This is a genomic window from Planotetraspora sp. A-T 1434, from assembly GCF_025420585.1.
In the GTDB taxonomy this organism is placed as follows: Bacteria; Actinomycetota; Actinomycetes; order Streptosporangiales; family Streptosporangiaceae; genus JAOEGB01.
The window spans coordinates 94,294-117,442 of sequence record NZ_JAOEGB010000002.1; the positions used below are offsets into that span (position 1 = coordinate 94,294).

Genomic DNA, 23,149 nt, shown 5'->3' on the forward strand with positions numbered 1-23,149 from the left:
GGTCTCACCGATGGACGCCGAGTCAACGATCTGTCTGAGCGACCTGGTTCCGGCGCTGCGCTGGAGCCGTCCTCAGCAGGTGGCCGAGATGCTAGCCGACCCTCGCCTGCCCGGCGGCTGGTGGGCCTCCGTCGCGCTCGGACGCGCCCTGGACACGACCGGAATTGACTGGCTGTGCGAGCGGCTTGCCCGGCTCGCCGTGGGCCGGTGGGATCACCTGCCCCTCACCGACCTGCTTCCGGCGCTCCAGGTCCACACGGTCGACCCCGCTCTTCCCGGCTGGCCCGAGTCCGCCCGCGCCGTGGTCAACGGGATCGGCGGCTGGTACCGGCTGCGCCGCCTCACGCCCTACGACCTCCAGTCCCCCACTGCGGCAGCGTCTCCCGAGGTCATCCTGTCCACGCTTTTCCGGGAGATCTTCGGCCACCTCCAGCGGCAGCCGCACCGCGCGGAACAGCCGACGGCCGCATCTGTGACGGCTCCCCCCGCGCCGGATTCGCAGCGGCCCGACATGCAGGGACCGGACGCACAAAGGCCGGACATGCAGGGACCGGACGCACAAAGGCCGGACATGCAGGGACCGGACGCGCAGAGGCCGGAACAGCCGGTGCCGGGGCCCTTGGTGCCGGGGCCACGCGCCGAGCAGCCGGAGCCGCCGATGCCGGGGCGCCCGGAGGCCACGCGGTCCGAGCCCGTGCAGCCGCCCATCCCCCAGCAACCCCTCCCCCAGCGGCAGTCGCCCCAGCAGCCGCTCCCCCAGCAACCCGTCGCCCAGCAGCCGCTGTCTCAGCAGCCTGTCGCCCAGGCCTCGGAGCCCCCGCCTGTGGCGCAGCCCGCACCGAACCAGCACCCGATGGTGGGAGTCGTGGACGGGCTCTTCCGGGGCTGGGATCCACTCGCGAAGGCGGTGGCCGCCCAGCGGCTGTTCGCGGCCGAGCCCGTCAGCCTGCGGACGCTCGCCCACGACCTCAACGTCGACCGGGACATGCTCTCCCATGCTCAGCGCGCCGCCGAGGAGCGGGTGCTGCACTGGCTGCGTTCCCCCGACTCGGCGCCGCTCACCGGCCACATGTTCGGGCTGACCGAGTGGCTCGGCGCGGCGGCCACGCAGGAGCAGCTCATCGCCGCCGACCCGTCCCACCCGATCGAGGTGCCCACGCTCGGCACGCCGCTCTGGCGAGTCCTCGTCACGCTCATGCCCGACCGCCGCCTCCAGGACGGCTGGCTGGTCGTCGGCGACCTCGCGGGGCTACGGGAGAAGACCAGGCAGTTGCTGGCGAACAAGCCGGCGGACGCCGACGTCGTCGAGTTGCTCGGCCAGCTCGGCATCCGGGCGCACTCCGCCAAGGCCTGGCTCGACTCCATGCCCCCCGCGACGCCGTCTGGCGCGCAGCGGCCGGACCAGGCCGCGGCTGAGGGCACCAAGCCGCTCCCCCGCCGCACACCGGGCGCGAACGGCCACCATCACCAGCGCGGCGGGGTTCCCATTCCCTCGCAGGCGAACAACGGGCCCGACGCGGCCACGGCCCTGGCGGCGCTCAACGCGCTCACCGGTGGCGCCCCCCGGCCGCACCTCGTCCCCAACCCGCGGACCACGCCCAGCCCCACCTCGGACCCGCGCCGCTGGCAGCGGATCGACGTGACCAGCGGCCACCTTCGCGGCGAGCCGGTGGCAGTCCCGGAAGGGTACGCCGCGCAGCTCGGCATGCGGCCCGGCACGCTGCTGTCGGTCACCGGTCCGGGCGACAACGCGGTGGTCCTCATCTGGCGCGACCGGCAGCCGATGTTCGACTCGCTGCAGCCCGTGCTCATGCGGCTGAACGCGCGGCCGGGCGACTCGGTCTACGTCACCGTGGACGGCTATCGCCTCGACGCCCAGCTCACTTCTTGACGTCGAGCAGCTTCCGGTAGTAGGTGGCCGACACGTCGTACCCGAGGGCGCGGTAGAACTCCGCCGCGCGCCGGGTCGCCAGGGCGACGTATCCCGCGTCGCGGGACCGGGCCCAGGTCTCGAACTCCTCCAGCAGCATGCGGCCGATGCCGTGGCGGCGGTAGGCGTTCTCGATGATGGCCTCCTCCACCCAGGCGACCCGCCCGTTGGCGAAGAGCGTGAGGTGGGTGAAGCCCAGCAGGTAGCCCCGGACGGTCCCCTCCACGGTGGCCACCAGGAGCAGCGCGTCCTCGTTCTCCAGCAGCTGTGGGAACGCCGCGTCGAAGGCCGCCCGTTCCGGCCGGAACGTCAGCGCGAACTCGCGGGCAAGCCCGAAGATTTCGTCCGCATCGGACTTCTCGGCCTTCCGGAGCTGGAGATCACCAGAGCTCATGAAAGGGACTCTAGGGTCCTAATGCGCCCACGTCCAACCCGCCGCCCCCCGCGCCGCTTCCGCGCCACTCCCGCGCAACCGGATTGCCGAGCCGGCGCTTGTCACGTTGCGACAACGCGGGGCCCCGGCACTTACCCGGCACTTACCCGGCACCCCGCGTCGGCGTGCGGCCATCCCGCCGCGTCAATGGTGTGGATCGATGGCTTGACCCCATGGATCGATGAATCCCCTGGTCTCAGGGGCGGCTCCACAGATGGCCGCACGCGCCGCTTGGGGCATCGCCCGCATGGCTGGGCGTTCAGACGGCGACGTTGAGCCCCAGCGCGAGCTCGACAGAGAGCTGCGCGGCCACGGGGACGATAAGCAAGGCGCCCCCGCAGACCCACTGAGGAGCCGTGGCCACCGTCGACTGACCGGACTGCGCGGCCACGCCGCCCGAGACCGCCGTGCCCGACGCGGCTCCGGTGCCGGCGGCTCCGCTTCCCGCAGAGCCTCCGGCGGCCGCCGACGCCCCGAGGTCAGCGGCCACTCCAAGGTCAGCTGCGACCCCAGCGCCCGCCGAGACTCCGAGACCGGCCGAAGCGTCGGCACCCCCGGAGACCGCCGTGCCCGACGCGGCTCCGGTGCCGGCGGCTCCGCTTCCCGCCGAGCCTCCGGCGGCCGCCGACGCCCCGAGGTCAGCGGCCACTCCAAGGTCGGCCGACACTCCCAGGTCGGCCGACAGTCCGAGGCCGCCCCCGATGCTCGTGGGGGTGGACGCCCCGGTGGTAGTCGTGCCGGCCGTGGTCCCGCTGGTCGCCGCCGGGTCCGGAGCGACGGCCGTCCCCGCCGTGCTCGGATTCGGCGCGACGGCGGTCGCGACGCCGGTCGTCGCCGGGTCCCGCGGGGTGGTCGTCGCCGAATCCTGTGGCGACGTCGCCGTGTCTGTCGTCTCCTCTGTCGTCTCCGTCTTCTGCTCGGCGGAAGCGCTCTGCCGCGGCCTCGCTTCCGTTTCGGCCGTCACGAACTGGTCGTTCGAGGGAATCGCCTTCGAGTCGGTGGCCTGGTGGTTGGCCGGCAGCGCCCGCGAATCCGTCTCCGTCTTCTGGAACGGCGTGAGCACGAGGGTGACATCACGGAGCAGGAACTGGCGCTGGCGCTCGTGCTGGCGTCCATGCTGCCGCTGCCGGTTCTTGCCGGCGTTCTTCCCCGGCGGGCCAGGCCGCATGGCCATCGTGGGGCCGAGGATGCCGCTCATGCCGGTTGTGGCGCCGGCGGAAGTGGCGGTCGCAGCGGTGACGGCACCGGTGGTCAGCGCGGCACTGATCACGAGAACCCCGACGAGGCCCTGAGGCTTGGGCATTTCGCTTTCCCCCTTGAACGAATGACTGCCGGACATTCGCCGTTACGCGCCGAGCCTGGCGAAATGTCGTGGAGACAACCTTCTGCAGTTGATCACTGCGTTTCTCTAGTTGCCCGGCCATTCCCTACACAAAACAGTGGTCAGCGGCTCTTTAGATCCCACTGCCGCATTATTGAGAATGCATCCGATGACATATCTGCCCTACCTCCGAAATGCCTAGCTATACCATATTTGGCAGCGTATACCAGAATGTCCAATCGCCCCGATAAACCTACAGGCGTCCTTCTATGGCCGCCCCCCAACCTAGAACGCGACCGCGCGGCACATCTGAGACGCCCAGTACAGCGGATCCGATTCTTAACATGTGCCGATTGTGGCGGATAGCGACGGATTTACGACACACCGAGCAATCCTGTGACAAGCGTCATCGGCCGAGGTCACTCATGAAGCAGGCCGGCGATCGTAAGGGTGCCTCCATGGACAAAGAATGCCTGTGCCAACAGATCGCGAATAGACCCGCCACCATCAGATAACACGCCATCCCGAAGACGGTTTCCAGTTACGCCCCCACGCCGAGCTCGCGGGCTATGAGCAAGCGCTGGACCTCGCTGGTGCCCTCGCCGATTTCCAGGATCTTGGCGTCGCGGTAGAAACGGCCCACGGGGAACTCGTTCATGAAGCCGTAGCCGCCGAAGATCTGGGTGGCGTCGCGGGCGTTGTCCATCGCCGCGTTCGACGCGACCAGCTTGGCGATAGCGGCCTCCTTCTTGAACGGCAGGCAGGCCAGCATCCGCTCGGCCGCGTGGTAGTACGCGAGTCTGGCCGTGTGAACCCGGGCCTCCATGTCGGCGATCTTGAACTGGATCGCCTGGAAGCGCCCGATCGACTGGCCGAAGGCCTGGCGATCCCTCGCGTAGCGGGCGGACTCGTCCACGCAGCCCTGGGCGAGGCCCACCGAGAGGGCGGCGATGGCGACGCGGCCCTCGTCGAGGGTCTGGAGGAACTGGGCGTATCCCCGGCCCCGCTCGCCGAGGAGGTTCTCCGACGGCACGCGGCAGTCGGTGAAGGACAGCTCGCGGGTGTCGGAGGCCGACCAGCCGACCTTGGAGTACTTCTTCGACACCGTGAAGCCCGGCGTCCCGGAGGGCACCAGGATCGTGGAGATCTCCGGCCGCTCACCGCCGCGTCCCGTGATCGCGGCCACGCTGACCACGCCCGTGATGTCCGTCCCGGAATTCGTGATGAACGCCTTGGTCCCGTTGATGACCCATTCATCGCCGTCCAGGACGGCCGTGGTCCGCATGCCGCCGGGCACGTCGGAGCCGCCACCGGGCTCGGTCAGGCCGAAGGCCCCCAGTGTCTCCCCCGAGGCCATCTTCGGGAGCCACCGCTCCTTCTGCTCGGCCGTACCGAACCGGAGGATCGGCATCGCGCCCAGCGAGACCGCCGCCTCCAGGGTGATCGCGACCGAGGAGTCGACCCGCGCGAGCTCCTCCAGCGCCAGGCAGAGGGCGAAGTAGTCGCCGCCCATGCCGCCGTACTCCTCGGGGATCGGCAGGCCGAACAGCCCCATCGCGCCCATCTTGCGGACGATGTCGTAGGGGAACTCGCACCGCTCGTAGTAGTCCCCGATCACAGGGGCGACCACCTCGCGGGCGAACTCCTCGACGGTCCTGCGCAGCTCGATGTGCTCGTCGCCCAGCATCTACATCTCCTTCGCGAGGGCCTGGACCACCCGGGACGGGCTCGGACGGCCCAGCTTCCCGGCCAGCCACAGGCTGGTGGCGACCAGTGATCGGAGGTTCACGCCGGTCTCGACGCCGAGGCCGTCGAGCATCCACACGAGGTCCTCGGTGGCGAGGTTGCCGGCGGCGCTCCTGGCATAGGGGCAGCCGCCGATACCGCCCGCCGAGGCGTCCACCACGGTCACCCCCTTGCGCAGCGCGGTGAGGGTGTTGGCCAGGGCTTGGCCGTAGGTGTCGTGGAAGTGGACGGCGAGCCGCTCCGGGCCGATGCCGTCCGCCTGGAAGGCGTCGAGCAGCGCCTCGACGTGCCCGGGGGTGCCGACGCCGATCGTGTCCCCGAGCGACAGCTCGTAGCAGCCGAGGTCGAGCAGCCTCCGGCCGACGCTCACCACCTGCTCGGGCGCGACCGGGCCCTCCCAGGGGTCGGCGAAGCACATCGAAACGTACGCCCTGACCCGCAGGCCGTTCGCCAGGGCCCGCTCGACCACCGGCGCGAACATGTCGAACTGGGAGTCCACGGTCCTGTTGAGGTTGCGCTGGGCGAAGCTCTCGGTCGCGCTGCCGAAGATCGCGATGTCGGTGACCCCGCGTTCGAGCGCGCGGTCCAAACCCCGCTCGTTCGGGACGAGCACCGGGTAGCGGGCGCCGTCGGCGCGCGGCAGCCCGTCCAGGAGTTCCTCGGCGTCGGCGAGCTGGGGCACCCACTTCGGGTGGACGAAGCTGGTCGCCTCGATCGTGCGCAGCCCCGCCTCGGCGAGCCGCCCGATGAGCTCCCTCTTGACCTCGACCGGCAGGGTGACGTCCTCGTTCTGCAGACCGTCCCTCGGCCCGACCTCGTAGATCGTCACCTTCATGACGTGACCTGAACCTTCGCGAGCACTCTCGCGAGCACGGCGTCGAGCTCGACGGCCTGGCCGGGCCGGACGCGCAGCTCGGCGAGCACCCCGTCGACGGGGGCCGTCACGGTGTGTTCCATCTTCATCGCCTCCACGATCAGCAGCGGCTGACCCGCGGTGACCTCGTCGCCCTCCGCCGCCTTGACGACCAGCACGGTCCCGGGCATCGGGCTGCGGACGACGCCGTCGCTGGTACGGCTCCCGCCCGGCCGGTCGCCGGGGTCGCCCGGCTCGTGCCTGACGAACGGCCAGGCGTGGCCGTCCCTCGCCAGCCAGACGGTGTCGCGGTCCTTCGCCACGACATAGCGCCGGGTGATCCCCTCGACGGTGACGAGTGCGTAGCCGTCGCCGGCCCAGGCCAGCCGGGCCGATCCAAGTGAACGCTCATTAACTTCGATCTCGGCCTCGGCGGCGGCCCCGCGGACCTTCGCGTACCGGTAGTCCGTCCATGCCCGCTCCCCGATCCGCCACCCGTCCGCGACGTCCCACGGGTCGCCGGACCCCGCTCCCCGTTCACTTTCCCGTTCACTTTCCCGTTCGCCTTCCCCTGCGCCGTGGAAGACCAGCGCGGCCGCCGCCAGGACGTCCTCGGGCGGCGGCCCGCCGGCGAGATCGGCGAGATGCCGCTCGACCAGCCCGGTGTCGAGCCGCCCGGCCACGACTTCTGGATGCGCGACCAGCGCGCGGAGGAAGGCGATGTTCGTGGTCACGCCGAGGATCGCGGTCGAGGCCAGCGCCCGGTCCAGGCCCGCCAGCGCGGCCACCCGATCGGGGGCCCAGGCGATGACCTTCGACAGCATCGGGTCGTAGTCGCTGCCTACGACCAGGCCCTCGGCCAGCCCCGAATCCACCCGCACGCCGGGCGAGGACGGCTCCCGCAACGCCAGCACGCGGCCGCCCGTCGGGAGGAACTCGCGCGCCGGGTCCTCGGCGTACACCCGGGCCTCGACCGCGTGGCCGCTCAGCCGCACGTCCTCCTGCGCGAACGGCAGGGGCTCCCCGGCGGCGATCCTGAGCTGGAGCTCCACAAGGTCGAGGCCGGTCACCATCTCGGTCACCGCGTGCTCGACCTGCAGCCTGGTGTTCATCTCCATGAAGAAGAACTCCAGCGGCCCGAACTCCAGCGCCCCCGGGCGGCCGGAGACGATGAACTCGACCGTGCCCGCGCCGACATACCCCACGGACCGGGCGGCCTCGACCGCCGCGGCGCCCATCCGCTCCCGCGTCACGGGATCGAGCAGCGGCGACGGCGCCTCCTCGACGATCTTCTGGTGGCGGCGCTGGAGGCTGCATTCGCGTTCGCCCAGGTGGACGGCGTTGCCGTACGCGTCGGCCATGATCTGGATCTCGATGTGCCGGGGCCGCTCCACGAACCGCTCGATGAGGAGCGTGCCGTCCCCGAACGCCGCGACAGCCGTACGGCGGGCCGACTCGATCGCGTCGGGCAGCTCGGCGGCCGACCTCACCAGCAGCATGCCCTTGCCCCCGCCGCCCGCGGAGGGCTTCAGCAGGGCGGGGAAGCCGTCCCAAGCGAGGAGGTCGTCGCCGGGCTCGGCCGCGCCAGGGACCACCGGCACCCCGGCGCGGGCGACGGTCGCCTTGGCCCGGATCTTGTCGCCCATGGCCTCGATCGCCTCCGGCGGCGGCCCGGCGAACACCAGCCCCGCCGCCGCGCATCGCCGGGCGAACTCCGCGTTCTCCGCGAGGAACCCGTATCCGGGATGTACGGCCCGGGCCCCGGTGAGCCCGGCGGCCTCGATGACCCCGTCCATGTCCAGGTAGCCGCGCGGGAGCCGTACGGCCAGGTCGGCCGCGCGGACGTGCGGCGCGTCCCGGTCGGCGTCGCTGTGGACGGCGACGGACCTGACGCCCATGGCCCGCAGCGTCCGGATGATCCGGACGGCGATCTCCCCACGGTTGGCGATCAGCACACTCGCTTCTCGTGACCATGCGAGGATTCCCCCGCATGCCCCGCCACCGGCGGACACACCTTTCATGATCATGCACGCTCACATCCGGAAGACGCCGTAGCCGACGGGATCGAGGGGGGCGTTGGCGGCCGCGCCGAGCGCCAGGCCGAGGACGGTGCGGGTGTCCGCCGGGTCGATGACGCCGTCGTCCCAGATCCGGGCCGTCGAGTAGTAGGGGTTGCCCTGGTGCTCGTACTGGGCCCGGATCTCGTCGGCGCCGGCATTACCCACGGTGGACAGCACGGTCGCGGCCTGCTCGCCGCCCATGACCGAGATGCGGGCGTTCGGCCACATCCACAGGAAACGCGGCGAGTAGGCCCGCCCCGCCATGGCGTAGTTCCCCGCGCCGAACGAACCGCCGATGATCACGGTGAACTTCGGCACCCGGGCGCAGGCCACGGCCGTGACCATCTTCGCGCCGTGCTTGGCGATCCCACCTGCCTCGTACGCCTTGCCGACCATGAAGCCGCTGATGTTCTGCAGGAAGACCAGCGGGATGCTCCGCCGGTCGCACAACTCGATGAAGTGGGCGCCCTTCAGGGCCGACTCGCTGAACAGGATGCCGTTGTTGGCCACGATCCCCACCGGGTGGCCGTGGATCCTGGCGAACCCGGTGACGAGCGTCGGGCCGTACTCCGCCTTGAACTCCAGGAACCGGCTGCCGTCCACGATGCGGGCGATGACCTCGCGCACGTCGTACGGCGTGCGGGTGTCCTCCGGGACGATCCCGTACAGCTCGCGCGGGTCGAAGGCCGGCGGCTCGGCGGGCGCGACGTCCCAGGGCCGGGGCTGCCGCGGCCCCAGCGTGGCGACGATGTCCCTGACGATCTTCAGGGCGTGCGCGTCGTCCTCGGCGAGGTGGTCGGTGACGCCGCTGACGCGGGCGTGGACCTCACCGCCGCCCAGCTCCTCCGCGGTGACGGTCTCGCCCGTGGCGGCCTTCACCAGCGGCGGGCCGCCCAGGAAGATCGTGCCCTGGCCACGGACGATCACCGCCTCGTCGCTCATCGCGGGGACGTAGGCGCCGCCCGCCGTGCAGGACCCGAGCACGGCCGCGATCTGCGGGATGCCTCGCGCCGACATTGTGGCCTGGTTGTAGAAGATCCGCCCGAAGTGCTCCCGGTCGGGGAAGACCTCGTCCTGCTTGGGAAGGAACGCCCCGCCCGAGTCGACCAGGTAGACGCACGGCAGGTTGTTGTGAAGAGCGACCTCCTGGGCCCGCAGGTGCTTCTTGACCGTGATCGGGTAGTAGGTGCCGCCCTTCACCGTGGCGTCGTTGACGACCACCACGCACTCCCTGCCGGAGACCCGCCCGATGCCGGTGATGATCCCCGCGGCGGGGGCCTGGCCGTCGTAGAGGCCGGTCGCGGCGAGCGGGGAGAGCTCGAGGAACCGGCCGCCCGGGTCGAGCAGCGTGTCCACCCGGTCCCTCGGCAGCAGCTTCCCGCGCTGGACGTGCCTCTCCCTGGCCCGCTCGGGCCCACCCCTCGCGGCGGCCGCCAGCCGCTCGCGCAGATCCGCCACGAGGCGCTCGTGCACCTCGGCGTTCCGCTTGTACGGCTCGCCGCCCGGGTCGCAGGCGCTCTCCAGCACCGGCCAGGCACTCACGTCCATGCTCGGATGTTAGTCATCATTAACTCGCTTCGTCTACTATGGTGTGCCGTGACCACCGCCCGGACCCCTACCCGCAATCGCCGCGCCGAGATCCTCGACGCGGCGGCGGCTCTCTTCGCGGCGCGGGGCTTCCACGGGGTGTCGATCGAGGACATCGGCTCCGCCGTGGGGATCTCGGGACCCGCCCTGTACCGCCACTTCAGTGGCAAGGAAGCGCTGCTCGGCGAGATGCTGCTCGACATCAGCGAGCGGCTGCGCGAGCAGGGCGCCAGGCTCGCGACCACGGCCGACCCCGCCACGGCGGAGGCGGCGCTCGACGCGCTGCTGCTGGGGCACATCGATTTCGCCCTGAGCTACCCGGCGCTCATCCGCGTGCACGAGCGGGAGCTCGACAACGTGCCGGAGCCGGCCCGCCGCGCGATCCGGCGGCTCCAGCGCCTCTACGTGGAGGAGTGGGTGACGGTGCTCACCGAACTGCACCCGTCGTGCCCGCCCGCGCGGCTGCGGGCCGCCACCCACGCCGTCTTCGGCCTCCTCAACTCGACTCCCCGCAGCGCGGGCGAGCTCCGGCCGGAGGCCATGACCGCGTTGCTGCTCGAGATGGCGAAAGCCGCCATCACCACCCTCACCTGAGGAGCCGCGCCGACCTGGCCGGGCGTGCTCACATGGCCGGGTGTGCTCACTTGAGCAGCTTGCGGGCGGCCTGCTCGATGTCGGCCTCGGACAGCAGCACGGTGTCCGCCGCCTGACCCAGCGGGATGAAGCTGTCCTGCGAGGTCACCCGGGCGATCGGGCCGGAGAAGCCGTTGTCGAGCAGCGCGGCCATCACGCTCTCGGACACGCCACCGGCCCGGCGCGTCTCGTCGGCGATCAGGACCCTGCCGGTCAGCTCGGCCGCCCGCAGCAGGTCCTCCACGGGCAACGGGGAGAGCCACCGCAGGTCGAGGACCCGGCAGCTCTTCTCCTCGGCCGTGAGCTTGACCGCCGCCCGCAGGCTCATCCGGACGCCGTTTCCGAAGGTGACGATGGTGAGGTCGCGGCCTTCGCCGTACGAGCGGGCCCGGCCGATCGGGACGTGCGTCTCCGCCCACCGGGCGGGCGGCACGTACGGCGCGAGCCAGCCGCCGTCGCCCTCGTCGAACAGGTCACGGGTGTGGTAGAGCGCGATGGGCTCCAGGAACACGGACACGGTGCCGTCGGCACGGGCGGCACCCAGGCAGGTGCGCAGCATGGCGGCGGCGTCGTCGGGCCGCGCGGGCGAGGCGACCACCACGCCGGGGATGTCGCGCAGCGCGGCGATCGAGTTGTCGTTGTGGAAGTGCCCGCCGAAGCCCTTCTGGTACGCGTAGGACGCGACCCGCAGCACCATCGGGTTGCGGAACGCCCCCTGCGAGAAGAACTGCAGCGTGGCGGCCTCGCCGCGGATCTGGTCGAGCGCGTTGTGCAGGTAGGCCAGATACTGCACCTCCGGCACCGGCAGCAGCCCGGACACCCCTGCCCCGAGCGCGAGGCCGAGGATGGCCTGCTCGTCCAGCAGCGTGTCGAAGACCCGCTCGGCTCCGAACTTCCGCAGCAGCCCGCGGGTCACGCCGTACACGCCGCCCTTGCGGGCCACGTCCTCGCCGAACAGCACGACGCCGGGGTCGAGGGCCATCGCGTCGGCGAGGGTCCGGTTGATCGACTGGGCGAGCGTGAGCTTGCCCTCCAGCTCCGGCAGCGTGGCGAACCCCCGCTCCCGCGCCGGGGCGGACGCCACGCGGGCGGCCTCGACGGCCACCTGGCCGGGGTGGCGCGGCGCGAGCGGCGCCATGACGTCGTGGGCGGAGGTGAGCCGGGGCCGCCGGGTGCACTCCATCGCGAGCTTCATCACGTGCTCGCGCTCGGCCTCGTAGCGGGACAGCAGCTCGTCGGGCGTGATCAGGCCGCCCTCGACGAGCAGCCGTGCCGTACGGACGAGGGGGTCGCGTTCGAGGTCGAGGGCGATGTCCTTGCGGGTGCGGTAGGCGATCTCGACGTCGGAGCCCGCGTGTCCCATCAGCCGTACGGTCCGCAGGTGAAGGAAGGCCGGGCCGCGGGTGGACCGCACGTGGTCGGCCGCCCGGCGGGCCACGTCGTGGACGTCGGCCAGGTCGCAGCCGTCCGCCGAGAAGTATTCGAGCAGCGGGTTCCTGGCCTGTTCCACCCAGCCTGGGGGCGTTTTCACACTGATCCCGATGCCGTTGTCCTCGCAGACGAACAGCACGGGGAGCTGGAGCCCGCGGAACCGGCTGTACGCGGCGGTGTTGAGCCCGCTCAGCGCGGAGGCGTGGTTGGCGGAGGCGTCGCCGAAGCTGCACACGGCGATGGCGTCCGCCGGCCACTTCGACGGGACGCCGAGAGTCCTGGCGCGCTCGATGGCGAAGCCGACCCCCACGGCGCGCGGCAGGTGGCTCGCGATCGTGGAGGTCTGCGGGATCACCGCCAGGTCGTGATGGCCGAAGACCTTGTGCCGGCCGCCGGCGATGGGCTCCTCCACCGCCGCGGCCAGCCCGAGGAGCACGTCACGCAGCCCCTCCTCGGCCAGCCGCCCGGCCTGGGCGGAGCGGGCGAGGTAGAACGCCCCGGAACGGTAGTGCAGGAGAGCCGGATCGGTCACGCGGAGCGCGGCGGCCACCGCCGCGTTGCCCTCGTGCCCCGAGGACCCGATCGTGTAGAAGCCCTCGTTCTGCTCGCGCAGGACGCGGGCGGCCACGTCGAGCAGGCGGCTGCCGAGCTGGACCGCGAAGAGCTCGCGGCACCGCGCTCCCGTCAGGGTCGTGCCCTCCCGCACCGGAAGGTCCGGATCCCTGGGGGGCCCCGGCGTCAGCGCGCCGACGGCCTCGGCGAAATGCGTCTCCACAGCGTCCCGCACCACAAGCCCGATTATGTCGCAGGATGCACGCTCCGTCCCGCACAGTGACCAGTCTGTTGCCTCTTGTTGCGGATCGAGCTTCTCTTGAGGTTTCCTTGAGGATTCTTTGACACAAATCGGTGACGAACCGTAAGAGGTTACAACCATCCACCCGTTTCGTTCGTCTACTAGTAAGGAATGACGTGGCACCCTCAAGCCGCGTTCAACCAACGGGGAAGGGAAGGTTCACCCGAGATGTTGAAACGCATCCAGGCCGTCGTCGCCGCCGTGGCGATAGGCGGCGCGGCGCTGGTGGCCGCACCAGCGAGCGCATCCGCGACATCCGTCGACAATCCCGTGATCAAGTCGCTGACCGTCAGCGACAACCCGGTCAGGGTGGCGGGCAGCGGCGGCACGAACGTGACGTTCACCGCCACCACGGAGAAGACGGAGAGCGGGAAGTTCTACCTCACTCCCCCCGGGCCCAGCGTCGCCACTCCGTTCAGCCCGACGTCCGTCTCGGCGGACAAGAACACGTGGACGCTGACGCTCAAGTTCACCCGGGACGAGAAGCCGGGCGACTGGACCGTGCGGTTCGACGCCAACGGCGCCACGGGCTCCACGCCCGACTCGAAGTCCACCGGCTTCAAGGTCATCCAGATCTGGGAGACGGACATCGCCGGGTTCGGCGCGGCCCCCGAGCCGATCAAGGCCGGCAACGTCCTGACGCTGTCGGGACGGCTCCTGATCAACGGCTCCAAGGGCTGGCACGGCTACGGCGACCAGAAGGTGTACATCTCCTTCAAGGAGGCGGGCACCTCGTCGTACAAGCGGGTCGCCTACGACTACACGAACTGGAAGGGCGAGTTCGCCGTCGGCGTCAAGGCCTGGAAGACCGGCTGGTGGAAGGCCGAGTTCGACGGGGTCAAGGACGAGTCGCTGAGCACGCAGAGCGAGACCGACCAGGTCGACGTGGTCTCGGCGCCGCCGCCGCACGAGCCGGAGCCAAGCTTCGAGAGCCGCGTCATCAGGTTCGACGCCGCTCCCGAGCCGGTCAAGCACGGCCGCTACCTGTACTTCAGGGGCAAGCTCCAGGTCTGGGACGAGGGCTGGGAAGGCTACGGCGACGCCAAGGTCACCCTGTGGTTCAAGACCAAGCACGGCCACTGGAAGTACGTGAAGACCACCTGGACCAACGGTTCGGGCAGCTTCTACACCAAGAGCCGGGCCTGGAAGTCCGGCTACTGGAAGGTCGTCTTCCACGGCAACGACGAGGCCGACGGCTCCTCCAGCCGTTGGGACTGGGTCAGGGTCAAGCACTAGCGCTTGATCACGGCTGGACGGCCCGGGGCGTTCTCGCCCCGGGCTGTTTCGTTCGCCTCCGTACGGTTGCTCGCGACTCCTGTTCGCGCTTTCGGGCGCGGGCTATTCGGTCCGGCGGAACTGGGCGATCGCGATGCTCAGCAGCACGGCGCCGATGGCCGCCACAAGGCCGAGCTCGACGCCGACCGCCAGGCGATGGCCGAACCAGCTGATGCCGGGGTTGAGCACCGCGTCGACCTGCGCCGGGACGTCCAGATGGCCGAACACCGCCCGCCGCATCGGGTCGACCGCGTAGGTCAGCGGGTTGATCGTGGTCAGCACGTGCAGCCACGACGGCAGGTTGGCCAGGGGGAACATCGCGCCCGACAGGAACATCATCGGCATGATGGCCATCTGCATGACCCCGAAGAACGACTGCATGTTCTTCATCCGGGCGGCCAGCAGCACGCCGAACGCCGTGATCGTGAACGCGGCGAGGAACATCTCGGCCAGCAGGGTGACGATCAGGCTCGGCGAGTACGGCACGCCGACCAGGCCCGCGAGGGCGAGGATGATGATGCCCTGCGCGGTCGCGACCGTGGCGCCGCCGAGGCACTTGCCGATCACGATCGCGCCCCGGCTCACGGGGGCGACGAGCATCTCGCGCAGGAAGCCGAACTCGCGGTCCCAGACGATCGATCCGGCCGAGAACATCGCCGTCATGATCACCGTCATGGAGATCATGCCCGGATACATGAACGTGCGGTAGTCGATGCCGGGGATCGAGCCACGCACCAGCGAGCCCAGGCCGGTGCCCATGACGAACAGCCACAGGATCGGCTGGATCAGCATGGACACCATGCGCGTGCGGTCGTTGACGAACCGCAGCATCTCGCGGTGGAGCACCACCTTGACCGCGCGGGCGTTGTGCGATCCACTCGCACGCGGCACGCTCACCCCGACCACTTCGGTCGCCATCGGTGTCACCTTCCCCTGGCCATGGCGCGCATCCACTCGTTCCCCGGGCCGGACTCGGCGTCGCGGATGGTGGAGCCGGTGTAGGACATGAACACGTCGTCGAGCGATGGGCGCGAGACGCTGACCGACCGGATCGGCAGGCCGAGGTCGGCGAACAGCCGCGGCACGAACTCCTCGCCGGACGCCACGGCGAAGGTGACCTGACCGTCCCGGACGGCGGCGTCGAGGCCGAACTGCTCCTTGAGCAGCGCGATCGCGCTCTCGTCGTCACCCGTCTGAATCTGGACCCGGTCCTTGCCGACGCTCGCCTTGAGCGCCTCCGGAGAGTCGATCACCACGATCCGGCCGTGGTCGATGATCGCGATCCGGTCGCAGAACTCGGCCTCTTCCATATAGTGCGTCGTCATGAAGATAGTGATGTCCTCCATGTGCCGCAGCTTGTTGATGTATCCCCAGATGGCGGACCTCGTCTGCGGGTCCAGGCCGACCGTGGGCTCGTCCAGGAACAGCACGCGCGGCGAGTGCAGCAGGCCGCGGGCGATCTCCAGCCGCCGCTTCATGCCGCCCGAGAACGTCATGACCTTGCTGTCCTTGCGGTCCCAGAGGGCCACCATCTCCAGGACCTGCCTCATCCGGTCGCCGAGCACGTCCTTCGGCACGCCGTACAGCTCGGCGTGGAAGCGGAGGTTCTGCTCGGCCGTCAGGTAGCCGTCCAGGGTGGGGTCCTGGAAGACCAGGCCGATGTTCTGGCGGACCTGGTCCCGCTCGGTCACGACGTCGTGCCCGGCCACCATGGCCGAGCCGCCGGTCGGGTTGATCAGCGTGCACAGCATGCTGATCGTGGTCGTCTTGCCCGCGCCGTTCGGCCCCAGGAAGCCGAACACCTCGCCCGGGGAGACCTCGAAGTCGACGCCCTTCACGGCCTCGACCTTGCCGTACGTCTTCTTCAGCCCGCGTACGGCTACCGCGGCATTCATCCGCCATCCTCCGCAAGAATCCTGAACATCGTCTTCCGGGTTTCCTTGAGCAGCTTCTTGGTCTCGGCCACCTGCCGGTCGTCCGCCACGTGGGTGAGGTGGACGAACGCCTCGCCGAGCTGTCCCCAGAGCATGCGCAGTTCGTGCCTGTCCTCGGGGAGGCTGCGCGCCACCTCGGCCCAGGGCTCGGCACTCGCGTCCGCGTGCCGGCGCCCCTCCTCCGTCAGCCGGTACGTCCGGCTGCCGCCCGACTCCTCGCTCCTGACCAGCCCCTCGTCCTCCAGTTGCTGGAGCGCCGGGTAGACCGAGCCCGGGCTCGGCCGCCAGATGCCGCCACTGCGCCGGGAGATCTCCTCGATCATCTGGTAGCCGTTCCGCGGCTCCTCGCTGAGCAGCGCCAGCAGCGCCACCCTCACGTCGCCGCGCCGTACCCGTGGGGAGAAGTGCGGCGGCGACGGCGGGACCGGCGGCAAGGGAGGTATGGGCGGCAGTGGAGGCATGGGCGGCGGAGGGAAGGGGGCCCGCGGCGGGAACGGCGCATGGACCATCCAGACGTCCCCGTGAGGGTCCCCGTAGATGTCCCCGCCCCTCTCTTCGTACATGTCCCCGTGCGTGTGCTCGTGCATGCTGATCACCCCAACTATCGAGATACGTGAAAGATATATCTAGATAGTTGGCAGACGCAAGGTCGTTTCAGGGCTGCTTATCCGGGCGGGCCGCGCTTTCAGAGCCAGTCGCGGCGTTTGAAGACCAGGTAGAGCGTGCCGCAGACGACCCCCATGAGCACGATCGCCAGCGGATAGCCCAGAGCCCAGTGCAGCTCGGGCATGTGGTCGAAGTTCATCCCGTAGATCGTGCCGACCAGGGTCGGGGCGAACAGGATGGCCGCCCAGGCCGAGATCTTCTTGACCTCGTCGCCCTGCGCGGCCATCTCCTTGTTCTGCGCCTGGCTGACCAGGGTCGCGTTGACGATCAGGATGTCCTGCAGCATCTGACGGAAACCTGACACGCGCTCCGTCACGGTGATGGCGTGGTCGGACACGTCCCGCAGGTAGCTCTGCAGCTCCGCGTCCACGCCGTACTTCGGCGACGCGGCGATGAACCCGTCGAGCATGCCCACCAGCGGGCTCGTCGCCCGCTGAAACTCGATGACCTCACGGGAGAGGGCGTAGATGCGGCGCGGCGCGGCCGGGTCCCCGCCGAAGACCTGCACCTCGATCTCGTCGATGTCGTTCTGCAGGCCCGCGACGACCGGCGCGTAGCCGTCCACGACCGCGTCGAGGATCGCGTACAGCACGGCCTGCGGGCCCTGGCGGAGCAGGTCGGGGTCGGATTCCATCCGGCTGCGCACCTTCGACAGGTCGGGCGCCTCGCTGTGCCGTACGGTCAGGACGAAGTCCGGCCCGATGAAGACGTGCAGTTCGCCGAACTCGACCTTCTCCGGCTTGTCGAGATATTGGGCGGCCCTCAGGACGACGAAGAGCGTGCTGCCGTAACGGTCCGCCTTCGGCCGCTGGTGGGCCACGATGGCGTCCTCGATCGCGAGCTCGTGCAGGCCGAACTCCTCGGCGGCCTTGATCAGCTCCGACTCCTCCGGGCGGTAGAGTCCGATCCACGCCATGGCCCCGGGCCGGGAGCGCAACGAGGCGATCGCGCCGCCCAGCGACAGCGGGGAGTCCACCCGCCGGCCGTTGACGTAGACCGCGTTGTCGATGACGCTCTGCTTGATCGATTCGTCGCCGCTCCCCCAGGGGTCCATGGAATGCTCGGGAGCCTGCTCGGGCTTGATCCTCATCAGTCCACGCAGTCCACGCATACGCCGCTCAGCCACACATAGAAGGTAGAGCCTGCCAGTAGGAGGTGAACCCCCTGAAAGCGCTCTGGAACGAGCTGACCTCGACCCAGGTCCCGCCACCGCTGTGGCTGATCGTCCTGTCAGGGTGCATCGCGCTCGGGATCGTCGCGTACCCGCCCGCGTGGCACATCTCCCGGGGGCTGATCACGATCGCCCACGAGGGCGGGCACGCGCTGGCGGCCGTGCTGACCCGGAGGAAACTCCGCGGCATCCGGCTCCACTCGGACACCTCGGGCGTGACGCTCACCAAGGGCAACCCCACCGGCCTCGGCATGATCGCGACGGCGGCCGCGGGATACGTCGCGCCGTCGCTGATCGGGATGGGCGCCGCCTGGCTCGTGGCCGCCGGCTACATCACGCTCCTGCTGTGGGCCGTGCTCGCGTTCCTCGTCTGCATGCTGCTGATGATCCGCAACCTCTTCGGCGCGGTGACGCTGCTCGTCGTGGGGGGCGCCGTCTTCGCGCTGTCCTACTTCGCGCCGCCCGCCATCCAGGCCGTCTCGGCCTACCTGGCGGTGTGGTTCCTGCTGCTCGGAGGAGTCCGGCCGATCCTGGAGCTGCAGACCAAGCGCCGCCGCGGCCGGGCGCCCGACTCCGACGCCGACCAGCTCGCCCGCCTGACCCGGATCCCCGGCGCCATCTGGGTCCTGCTGTTCCTCCTCGTCTCGGCCGGCGCGCTCGCCGCCGGCGGTTACCTGCTGGTCAGAGAAGTGTTGACCCTGAACGCCCTTTGACGACCTTGAGCTGGGCGGGGATCCGGACCCGCAGCTCGGCCACGTGGCTGACGATGCCGACGGCCCTGCCTCCCTCACGCAGGCCGTCGAGGATGTCGAGCACGTCGTCGAGCGTCTCGTCGTCGAGCGTGCTGAACCCCTCGTCCACGAAGAGGCTGCCGATCTCGGCGCCGCCCGCCTCGGTCGTCACGACGTCGGCGAGCCCCAGCGCCAGGGCGAGCGAGGTGATGAAGCTCTCGCCGCCGGACAGGCTGGCCGGGTCGCGGTCCACCCCGGTCCAGCCGTCGAGCACCCGCAGCCCGAGCCCGCCTCCGGACCTGGCCCGGTCGCCCGCGGCCTTGCGCATGTCGTGCTGGAGCCGGTAGCGCCCGGCGGACATGTGGTCGAGCCGCTCGTTGGCGGCCTCGACGACCTGGCGGAGCCGCTCGCCGAGGACGAACGACGACAGCCGCATGTGCCATTCGTTGTCTGTGGAGGTGCCGCCCGTCAGCTCCGCGAGCCTCCGGGCGAGGCGATGACGCTCCTCGGCGGGGCGGTAACGCCGGACGGCCGCATCCAACTCCGCGGCGAGCCCGGTGAGCTGGTCCAGCCTGTCCCGCGCCCGGTCGCGTGCGGACGTGCGCGTGGCGTGCTCCCGCTCGGCGCGGTCGTGGTCCAGCTGCAGCCCGGCCAGATCGGGAGCCGGTTCGGCGGCCGCGGCGGCCAGCTCGGGATCGGCCAGGAGCCGGTCGGCCGTCGCCCGCTCGGTGTCGAGGAACCGGAGCCGCCCGGCCATCGCCTCCCGGTCGGCCGCGGAGCGGACCGCCGCGCCGGCCCGATCCAGCCCGGCCCGGCCGGGGCCGGGGAAGCCCGCCTCGGCCGCGGCGTCGGCGGCCCGCTCCAGGGCCTCCTCGTGCTCGCGGTCGGCCGTGGCCGCCGTCCGCGTCGCCTCCGCCGCGTCCCGCATGAGCTCGGCCTCGTCGAGGAGCCGGTCCAGGCGGGCGGCGAGGGAGGGGTCGGCGCCCCGGGCCCCGTCGACCAGGGCGGCCAGCCTTTCCTCGTCGGCAGCGAGCCGCTCCCGGCGTGCCCGGGTCCGGGCCGCCTCGATCTCGATCTGGCGGGCCCGGCCGGTCAGCTCCTCGAGCTCGGCCGTCAGCCGGGCGGCGGCCTGGACGAGGCCGGGCTCGCGCGCCGCCGTCTGCTCCGCCCGCCGCAGGCTCCGCTCCGCGTCGGCCAGATCTGCCGCGTCGCCCGCGAGGCGATCCCGCTCGGCCAGGAGCCCGGCCAGGCGGGCCCGGCTCTCGGCGACCAGGCGGCCGGCCTCCTCGGCCTCGTCACGGGCCGCGTCGAGGTCAGCGGCGAGCCGTGCCACCTCGGCGGCGGCGCCCGGCTCCCCCGCCGCGACCTCGCGCAGCCGGGCCAGCTCGGCCTCGGCCTCCGACAGCGCCGCCCGGGCCTGGGCGGCGGGCAGTCCTCCGGCTCGGGCCGTCACGTCGCCGAGCCGTGACGAGAGCCCGGCCACCCGGGCCTCGGCCTCCTCGCGGATCTGCCGGGCGGCCTCGAAGTGATCGTGAGCGGCCTGCTCGTCCCGCTCCGTGAAGCCGGCCCCGGAGGCCTGGGCCGGGGCGGGATGGTCCGCCGACCCGCACACCACGCACGGCTCCCCCTCGACGAGGGACGCCGCCAGCTCGGCGGCCATGCCGTCGATGCGGGCGCGCCGGACCTCCTGGAGCCGGTCCCGGGCGTCCTGCGCCCGGTCGATCGCCGCGCGCCGGTCCCGCTCGGCCGACTCCAGCTCGCCCGCCAGCGCGTCGCGAAGGACGGCGGCGTCCAGCCGGTCCCGGGCGATCTGGCAGGCGGCCTCCAGCGCGGGGACCCGCGCCGCCTCGGCCAGCAGGACCTTGAGCCGCGCCCGCGCGGCGTCGAGCAGCCGGGGCAGCTCGTCCCTGGCAGCGAGGGCCTCCGCCTCCCGGCGGGCCGGCTCGGCCTCCGCCCGCTCCGCCCGCTCGGCCTCGCGGGTGACCTCGCGGAGGCGGACGGCGAGGTCGCGAGCCGCGGCGAGGCCGGGGATGCTGGCCGCGGCGACCCTGGCGTCCACGAGCAGGCTCTCGGCCTCTTGACGCTCTCCGGGCAGCACGGCGAGCCGCCCGGCCAGCCGCGTCTCCTGCTCGGCGAGACCGGACAGCGCCCGGCGGGCGGCGTGCAGCTCGGCCCGCACGTCGTTCAGGCGGGACTCCTCGGGGAGGAGCTGCCGGACCTGGGCGATCTCGTCGCGGCGCCGCCGCTCCAGCTCGGCCAGCCGCTCCTCCCACCGCCACTCCGCGTCCCGCGGCCCTTCATCCGGCCTCTCCCCTGCCTGGCCCTCCTGGCCCTCCTGGCCCTCGTGGACCGGCAGGGCCCGGCTGACGGCGTCGGCGGCCAGCCGCCTGGCCTTGGCGGCGGCCTCGGCGCGCTGCTCGACCTGGCGGATCAGAGGGAGCACCCGATCGGCCCGCGCCGCCTCGTCGAGGATCGCCTCGAGGTCCGACCGCTCCTCCGCCGCCTGGTCGATCTCGTCGCGCCGGGCGAGGGCGGTGGCGTGCCGCGCCTGCCGCTCCGCGAGCTCCTGGCCCTCCTTGAGCCGGGATCGGGCGGAGCGGAGCGCGGCCTGGCCGGCCGTACAGGCCTCGGCGGCCCGGTCGAGGGCGGCGCCGGCGAGGGTGAGCACGGCCTCCGGCTCGTCGTCCGGCACCGGCAGCTCGTCTCCGGCGGCGCCCCGCATGCGGTCGACGACCGAATCGACCCTCTGCCGGAGCTCCTGCCGCTCGCGGCCGGTCACGGTGCGGCGCTCGGCGAGCCATTTCTCGACTTCGGTGAAGAGCTTGACCGAGAAGAGCCTCTCCAGCAGCTTGCGCCGGTCGTCGCCGTCGGCCCGCAGGAACCGCGCGAACTCGCCCTGGGGCAGCATGGCCACCTGCCAGAACTGGTCGGCGTTCATGCCCATCAGCTCACCGATCAGGTGACCGGCCTCGTCGCTGCGGGTGGTGCGGGCGGTCCACTCCCCGGTGAACTCCTCCACGAGGACCTTGGCCTTCTCCTCGACCATGCCCGTGCCCTTGCGCCTGGGCCGAGTCCAGGCGGGCGACCGGGTGATCCGGAACCGCCTCTCCCTGATCGTGACCTCCAGCACGACGGCCGGTCCCCGGCCGGGCGGCGCGTGGTCGCAGCGCAGGCTCCGGACGCTGTCCCGCTGGCCGGGCACCCGGCCGTACAGCCCGTAGCAGACCGCGTCGAGCACGGTGGTCTTGCCCGCCCCGGTCGGCCCGTGGATCAGGAACAGGCCGGCCTCGCCGAGCGCGTCGAAGTCGACCTCCTCCGTTCCCGGGAAGGACCCGAACGCGACCAGCCGCATCCGATGCAGTCTCACGAAACCTCCTTGATCCGGCAGGCTTCGACGGCCTCTGCGAGCAGGCGTCGCTCGTCCTCGTCGGCGGGCTCCCCGCGCACCTCCCGCACGAAGTCGAGCGCCACGTCGAACTCGGCCCGCCCGGCGATCCGGGCGGAGCGCGCCGGCGGGTCCGCCGTGCCGTCCGGCTCGAAGGAGAGCGCCAGCGCGTGCGGGAAGCGCCCGCGGAGCCGCTTCATGGCCTCACGGGGCCGGACCGGGTCGGTGAGCGTCACCTGGAGCCAGTGCTGTTCGCGCTCGGCGAACCTCTCGTTCGAGAGCAGGTCGTCGAGGCGGCCCCGCAGCCTGCCGACGGGGCGGGGAACCGGCGCGGGGACGAACTCGACCCGCGCGGCATTCTCTGGGCCGGCGTCGAGATCGACCAGCCACGAGCCCTTGGTGTGGTTCGCCTCGGAGAACGAGTAGGCGATCGGGGAGCCCGAGTAGCGGACGGTCTCGCTCATCGTCTGGCGCCCGTGCAGGTGGCCGAGCGCCACGTAGTCGGCCCCCGCGAAGGCGCTCAGCGGCACGTGGGCGACCCCTCCGACGCTGATGTCCCGCTCGCTGTCGCTCGCCTCCCCGCCCGTGACGAACGCGTGGGCCAGCACGACCTTGCGCCGCGCCCCACCCTCCGGCCGGTGGGCCCGGATCCGGTCCATCGCGTGCGAGATGGCGGCGGTGTGGCTGCGCTCGGCCAGCTCCCAGGGACCCCTGACCAGCTCGGGCTCCAGGTAGGGGATGCCGTAGAAGGCCGCGTCGCCGATGACCACCGGATCCCAGGCCCGCGCCGGGTCGGTCCGCAGGTGCACCAGCTCCATGAGGTCGGCGCCGAAGCCGAGCCGTACGGCCGAGTCGTGGTTGCCGCTGATCAGCACGGTGTGCACGCCCAGCGCCTTGAGCCTGGCGAGCGCCTCGTCGCACAGGGCCACCGCGTCGACGGACGGCAGCGCGCGGTCGTAGACGTCGCCCGCGACCAGCACGACGTCGACCCGCTCCGCCCGTGCCGTCTCGACCAGGTGGTCGACGAACGCCGCCTGGGCGCTCAGCAGGCTTTCCCGGTGGAAGGACCGGCCGAGATGCCAATCGGAGCTGTGCAAGACGCGCATGTCGCAGGAAGCTAACAGGTCCCTCCGACAAATG

17 protein-coding genes are annotated in these 23,149 nt (G+C 71.4%); 4 read left to right on the forward strand and 13 right to left on the reverse strand.

The window, feature by feature from the left end:
• The first annotated feature begins 10 nt into the window (after nt 1-10).
• Nucleotides 11-1,891 carry a hypothetical protein gene (locus N5079_RS03800; RefSeq protein ID WP_261581971.1) on the forward strand — a complete coding sequence of 627 codons (1,881 nt, stop codon included), beginning with the start codon at nt 11-13 and terminating at the stop codon, nt 1,889-1,891.
• Here the strand turns inward: N5079_RS03800 and N5079_RS03805 are convergent.
• From N5079_RS03805 to N5079_RS03830, 6 genes are all read right to left on the reverse strand, one after another.
• The gene (locus tag N5079_RS03805; RefSeq protein WP_261581972.1) at nt 1,881-2,324 is read right to left on the reverse strand and encodes a GNAT family N-acetyltransferase; all 444 of its coding nucleotides are present in this window, start codon (nt 2,322-2,324) and stop codon (nt 1,881-1,883) included. The two genes, N5079_RS03800 and N5079_RS03805, sit on opposite strands and share 11 nt — an antisense overlap.
• Before the next feature lie 298 nt (nt 2,325-2,622).
• Nucleotides 2,623-3,666, reverse strand: coding sequence for a hypothetical protein (locus tag N5079_RS03810; protein ID WP_261581973.1), 1,044 nt, complete (start codon nt 3,664-3,666; stop codon nt 2,623-2,625).
• 559 nt (nt 3,667-4,225) lie between these two features.
• Entirely contained in the window at nt 4,226-5,371 is a 1,146-nt protein-coding gene (locus N5079_RS03815) for an acyl-CoA dehydrogenase family protein (protein WP_261581974.1), read from the reverse strand.
• Nucleotides 5,372-6,265 (reverse strand): hydroxymethylglutaryl-CoA lyase, encoded by an 894-nt coding sequence (locus N5079_RS03820; RefSeq protein ID WP_261581975.1) that lies wholly within the window; start codon nt 6,263-6,265, stop codon nt 5,372-5,374.
• A complete protein-coding gene (locus N5079_RS03825) occupies nt 6,262-8,304 on the reverse strand; it encodes a biotin carboxylase N-terminal domain-containing protein (RefSeq protein WP_410007736.1) in 2,043 nt (680 codons plus the stop codon). The genes N5079_RS03820 and N5079_RS03825 overlap by 4 nt, the downstream gene beginning before the upstream one ends.
• Before the next feature lie 12 nt (nt 8,305-8,316).
• Nucleotides 8,317-9,891 (reverse strand): carboxyl transferase domain-containing protein, encoded by a 1,575-nt coding sequence (locus tag N5079_RS03830; protein ID WP_261581976.1) that lies wholly within the window; start codon nt 9,889-9,891, stop codon nt 8,317-8,319.
• 6 nt (nt 9,892-9,897) lie between these two features.
• On the opposite strand from N5079_RS03830, the gene N5079_RS03835 reads away from it, so the two are divergent.
• The gene (locus N5079_RS03835; protein WP_410007737.1) at nt 9,898-10,524 is read left to right on the forward strand and encodes a TetR/AcrR family transcriptional regulator; all 627 of its coding nucleotides are present in this window, start codon (nt 9,898-9,900) and stop codon (nt 10,522-10,524) included.
• Nucleotides 10,525-10,570: 46 nt separating this feature from the next.
• Here N5079_RS03835 and N5079_RS03840 read toward each other — a convergent pair whose 3' ends face one another.
• Nucleotides 10,571-12,784: a thiamine pyrophosphate-dependent enzyme gene (locus N5079_RS03840; RefSeq protein ID WP_261581978.1), complete on the reverse strand. Its 2,214-nt coding sequence runs from the start codon at nt 12,782-12,784 to the stop codon at nt 10,571-10,573.
• A gap of 231 nt (nt 12,785-13,015) precedes the next feature.
• Here N5079_RS03840 and N5079_RS03845 point away from each other — a divergent pair, with 231 nt between their 5' ends.
• Complete coding sequence (locus N5079_RS03845) at nt 13,016-14,083, forward strand: hypothetical protein (protein WP_261581979.1); 1,068 nt, start codon at nt 13,016-13,018, stop codon at nt 14,081-14,083.
• Between the two features lie 102 nt (nt 14,084-14,185).
• Here N5079_RS03845 and N5079_RS03850 read toward each other — a convergent pair whose 3' ends face one another.
• The 4 genes from N5079_RS03850 to N5079_RS03865 all read right to left on the reverse strand — a co-directional run bounded on the left by N5079_RS03850 (nt 14,186) and on the right by N5079_RS03865 (nt 17,848).
• Nucleotides 14,186-15,040 (reverse strand): ABC transporter permease, encoded by an 855-nt coding sequence (locus N5079_RS03850; RefSeq protein WP_261581980.1) that lies wholly within the window; start codon nt 15,038-15,040, stop codon nt 14,186-14,188.
• Between the two features lie 5 nt (nt 15,041-15,045).
• Entirely contained in the window at nt 15,046-16,017 is a 972-nt protein-coding gene (locus N5079_RS03855) for an ATP-binding cassette domain-containing protein (protein ID WP_261581981.1), read from the reverse strand.
• Nucleotides 16,014-16,643 carry a PadR family transcriptional regulator gene (locus tag N5079_RS03860; RefSeq protein ID WP_261581982.1) on the reverse strand — a complete coding sequence of 210 codons (630 nt, stop codon included), beginning with the start codon at nt 16,641-16,643 and terminating at the stop codon, nt 16,014-16,016. The genes N5079_RS03855 and N5079_RS03860 overlap by 4 nt, the downstream gene beginning before the upstream one ends.
• Nucleotides 16,644-16,741: 98 nt before the next feature.
• Nucleotides 16,742-17,848 carry a magnesium and cobalt transport protein CorA gene (locus N5079_RS03865; RefSeq protein ID WP_261581983.1) on the reverse strand — a complete coding sequence of 369 codons (1,107 nt, stop codon included), beginning with the start codon at nt 17,846-17,848 and terminating at the stop codon, nt 16,742-16,744.
• Nucleotides 17,849-17,877: 29 nt separating this feature from the next.
• Here N5079_RS03865 and N5079_RS03870 point away from each other — a divergent pair, with 29 nt between their 5' ends.
• The gene (locus N5079_RS03870) at nt 17,878-18,606 is read left to right on the forward strand and encodes a M50 family metallopeptidase (RefSeq protein ID WP_410007738.1); all 729 of its coding nucleotides are present in this window, start codon (nt 17,878-17,880) and stop codon (nt 18,604-18,606) included.
• Here N5079_RS03870 and N5079_RS03875 read toward each other — a convergent pair.
• Complete coding sequence (locus N5079_RS03875) at nt 18,575-21,991, reverse strand: AAA family ATPase (RefSeq protein ID WP_261581984.1); 3,417 nt, start codon at nt 21,989-21,991, stop codon at nt 18,575-18,577. The two genes, N5079_RS03870 and N5079_RS03875, sit on opposite strands and share 32 nt — an antisense overlap.
• The gene (locus N5079_RS03880) at nt 21,988-23,115 is read right to left on the reverse strand and encodes an exonuclease SbcCD subunit D (RefSeq protein WP_261581985.1); all 1,128 of its coding nucleotides are present in this window, start codon (nt 23,113-23,115) and stop codon (nt 21,988-21,990) included. The genes N5079_RS03875 and N5079_RS03880 overlap by 4 nt, the downstream gene beginning before the upstream one ends.
• Nucleotides 23,116-23,149 lie beyond the last annotated feature (34 nt).

What these genes read in the sequence shown, in the direction of transcription:
- N5079_RS03800 (WP_261581971.1), top strand. Translation starts at nt 11, where the DNA reads ATGGACGCCGAGTCAACGATCTGTCTGAGCGACCTGGTTCCGGCGCTG.
- N5079_RS03805 (WP_261581972.1), bottom strand. Translation starts at nt 2,324, where the DNA reads ATGAGCTCTGGTGATCTCCAGCTCCGGAAGGCCGAGAAGTCCGATGCG.
- N5079_RS03810 (WP_261581973.1), bottom strand. Translation starts at nt 3,666, where the DNA reads ATGCCCAAGCCTCAGGGCCTCGTCGGGGTTCTCGTGATCAGTGCCGCG.
- N5079_RS03815 (WP_261581974.1), bottom strand. Translation starts at nt 5,371, where the DNA reads ATGCTGGGCGACGAGCACATCGAGCTGCGCAGGACCGTCGAGGAGTTC.
- N5079_RS03820 (WP_261581975.1), bottom strand. Translation starts at nt 6,265, where the DNA reads ATGAAGGTGACGATCTACGAGGTCGGGCCGAGGGACGGTCTGCAGAAC.
- N5079_RS03825 (WP_410007736.1), bottom strand. Translation starts at nt 8,304, where the DNA reads ATGAAAGGTGTGTCCGCCGGTGGCGGGGCATGCGGGGGAATCCTCGCA.
- N5079_RS03830 (WP_261581976.1), bottom strand. Translation starts at nt 9,891, where the DNA reads ATGGACGTGAGTGCCTGGCCGGTGCTGGAGAGCGCCTGCGACCCGGGC.
- N5079_RS03835 (WP_410007737.1), top strand. Translation starts at nt 9,898, where the DNA reads ATGTTAGTCATCATTAACTCGCTTCGTCTACTATGGTGTGCCGTGACC.
- N5079_RS03845 (WP_261581979.1), top strand. Translation starts at nt 13,016, where the DNA reads ATGTTGAAACGCATCCAGGCCGTCGTCGCCGCCGTGGCGATAGGCGGC.
- N5079_RS03850 (WP_261581980.1), bottom strand. Translation starts at nt 15,040, where the DNA reads ATGGCGACCGAAGTGGTCGGGGTGAGCGTGCCGCGTGCGAGTGGATCG.
- N5079_RS03855 (WP_261581981.1), bottom strand. Translation starts at nt 16,017, where the DNA reads ATGAATGCCGCGGTAGCCGTACGCGGGCTGAAGAAGACGTACGGCAAG.
- N5079_RS03860 (WP_261581982.1), bottom strand. Translation starts at nt 16,643, where the DNA reads ATGCACGAGCACACGCACGGGGACATGTACGAAGAGAGGGGCGGGGAC.
- N5079_RS03880 (WP_261581985.1), bottom strand. Translation starts at nt 23,115, where the DNA reads ATGCGCGTCTTGCACAGCTCCGATTGGCATCTCGGCCGGTCCTTCCAC.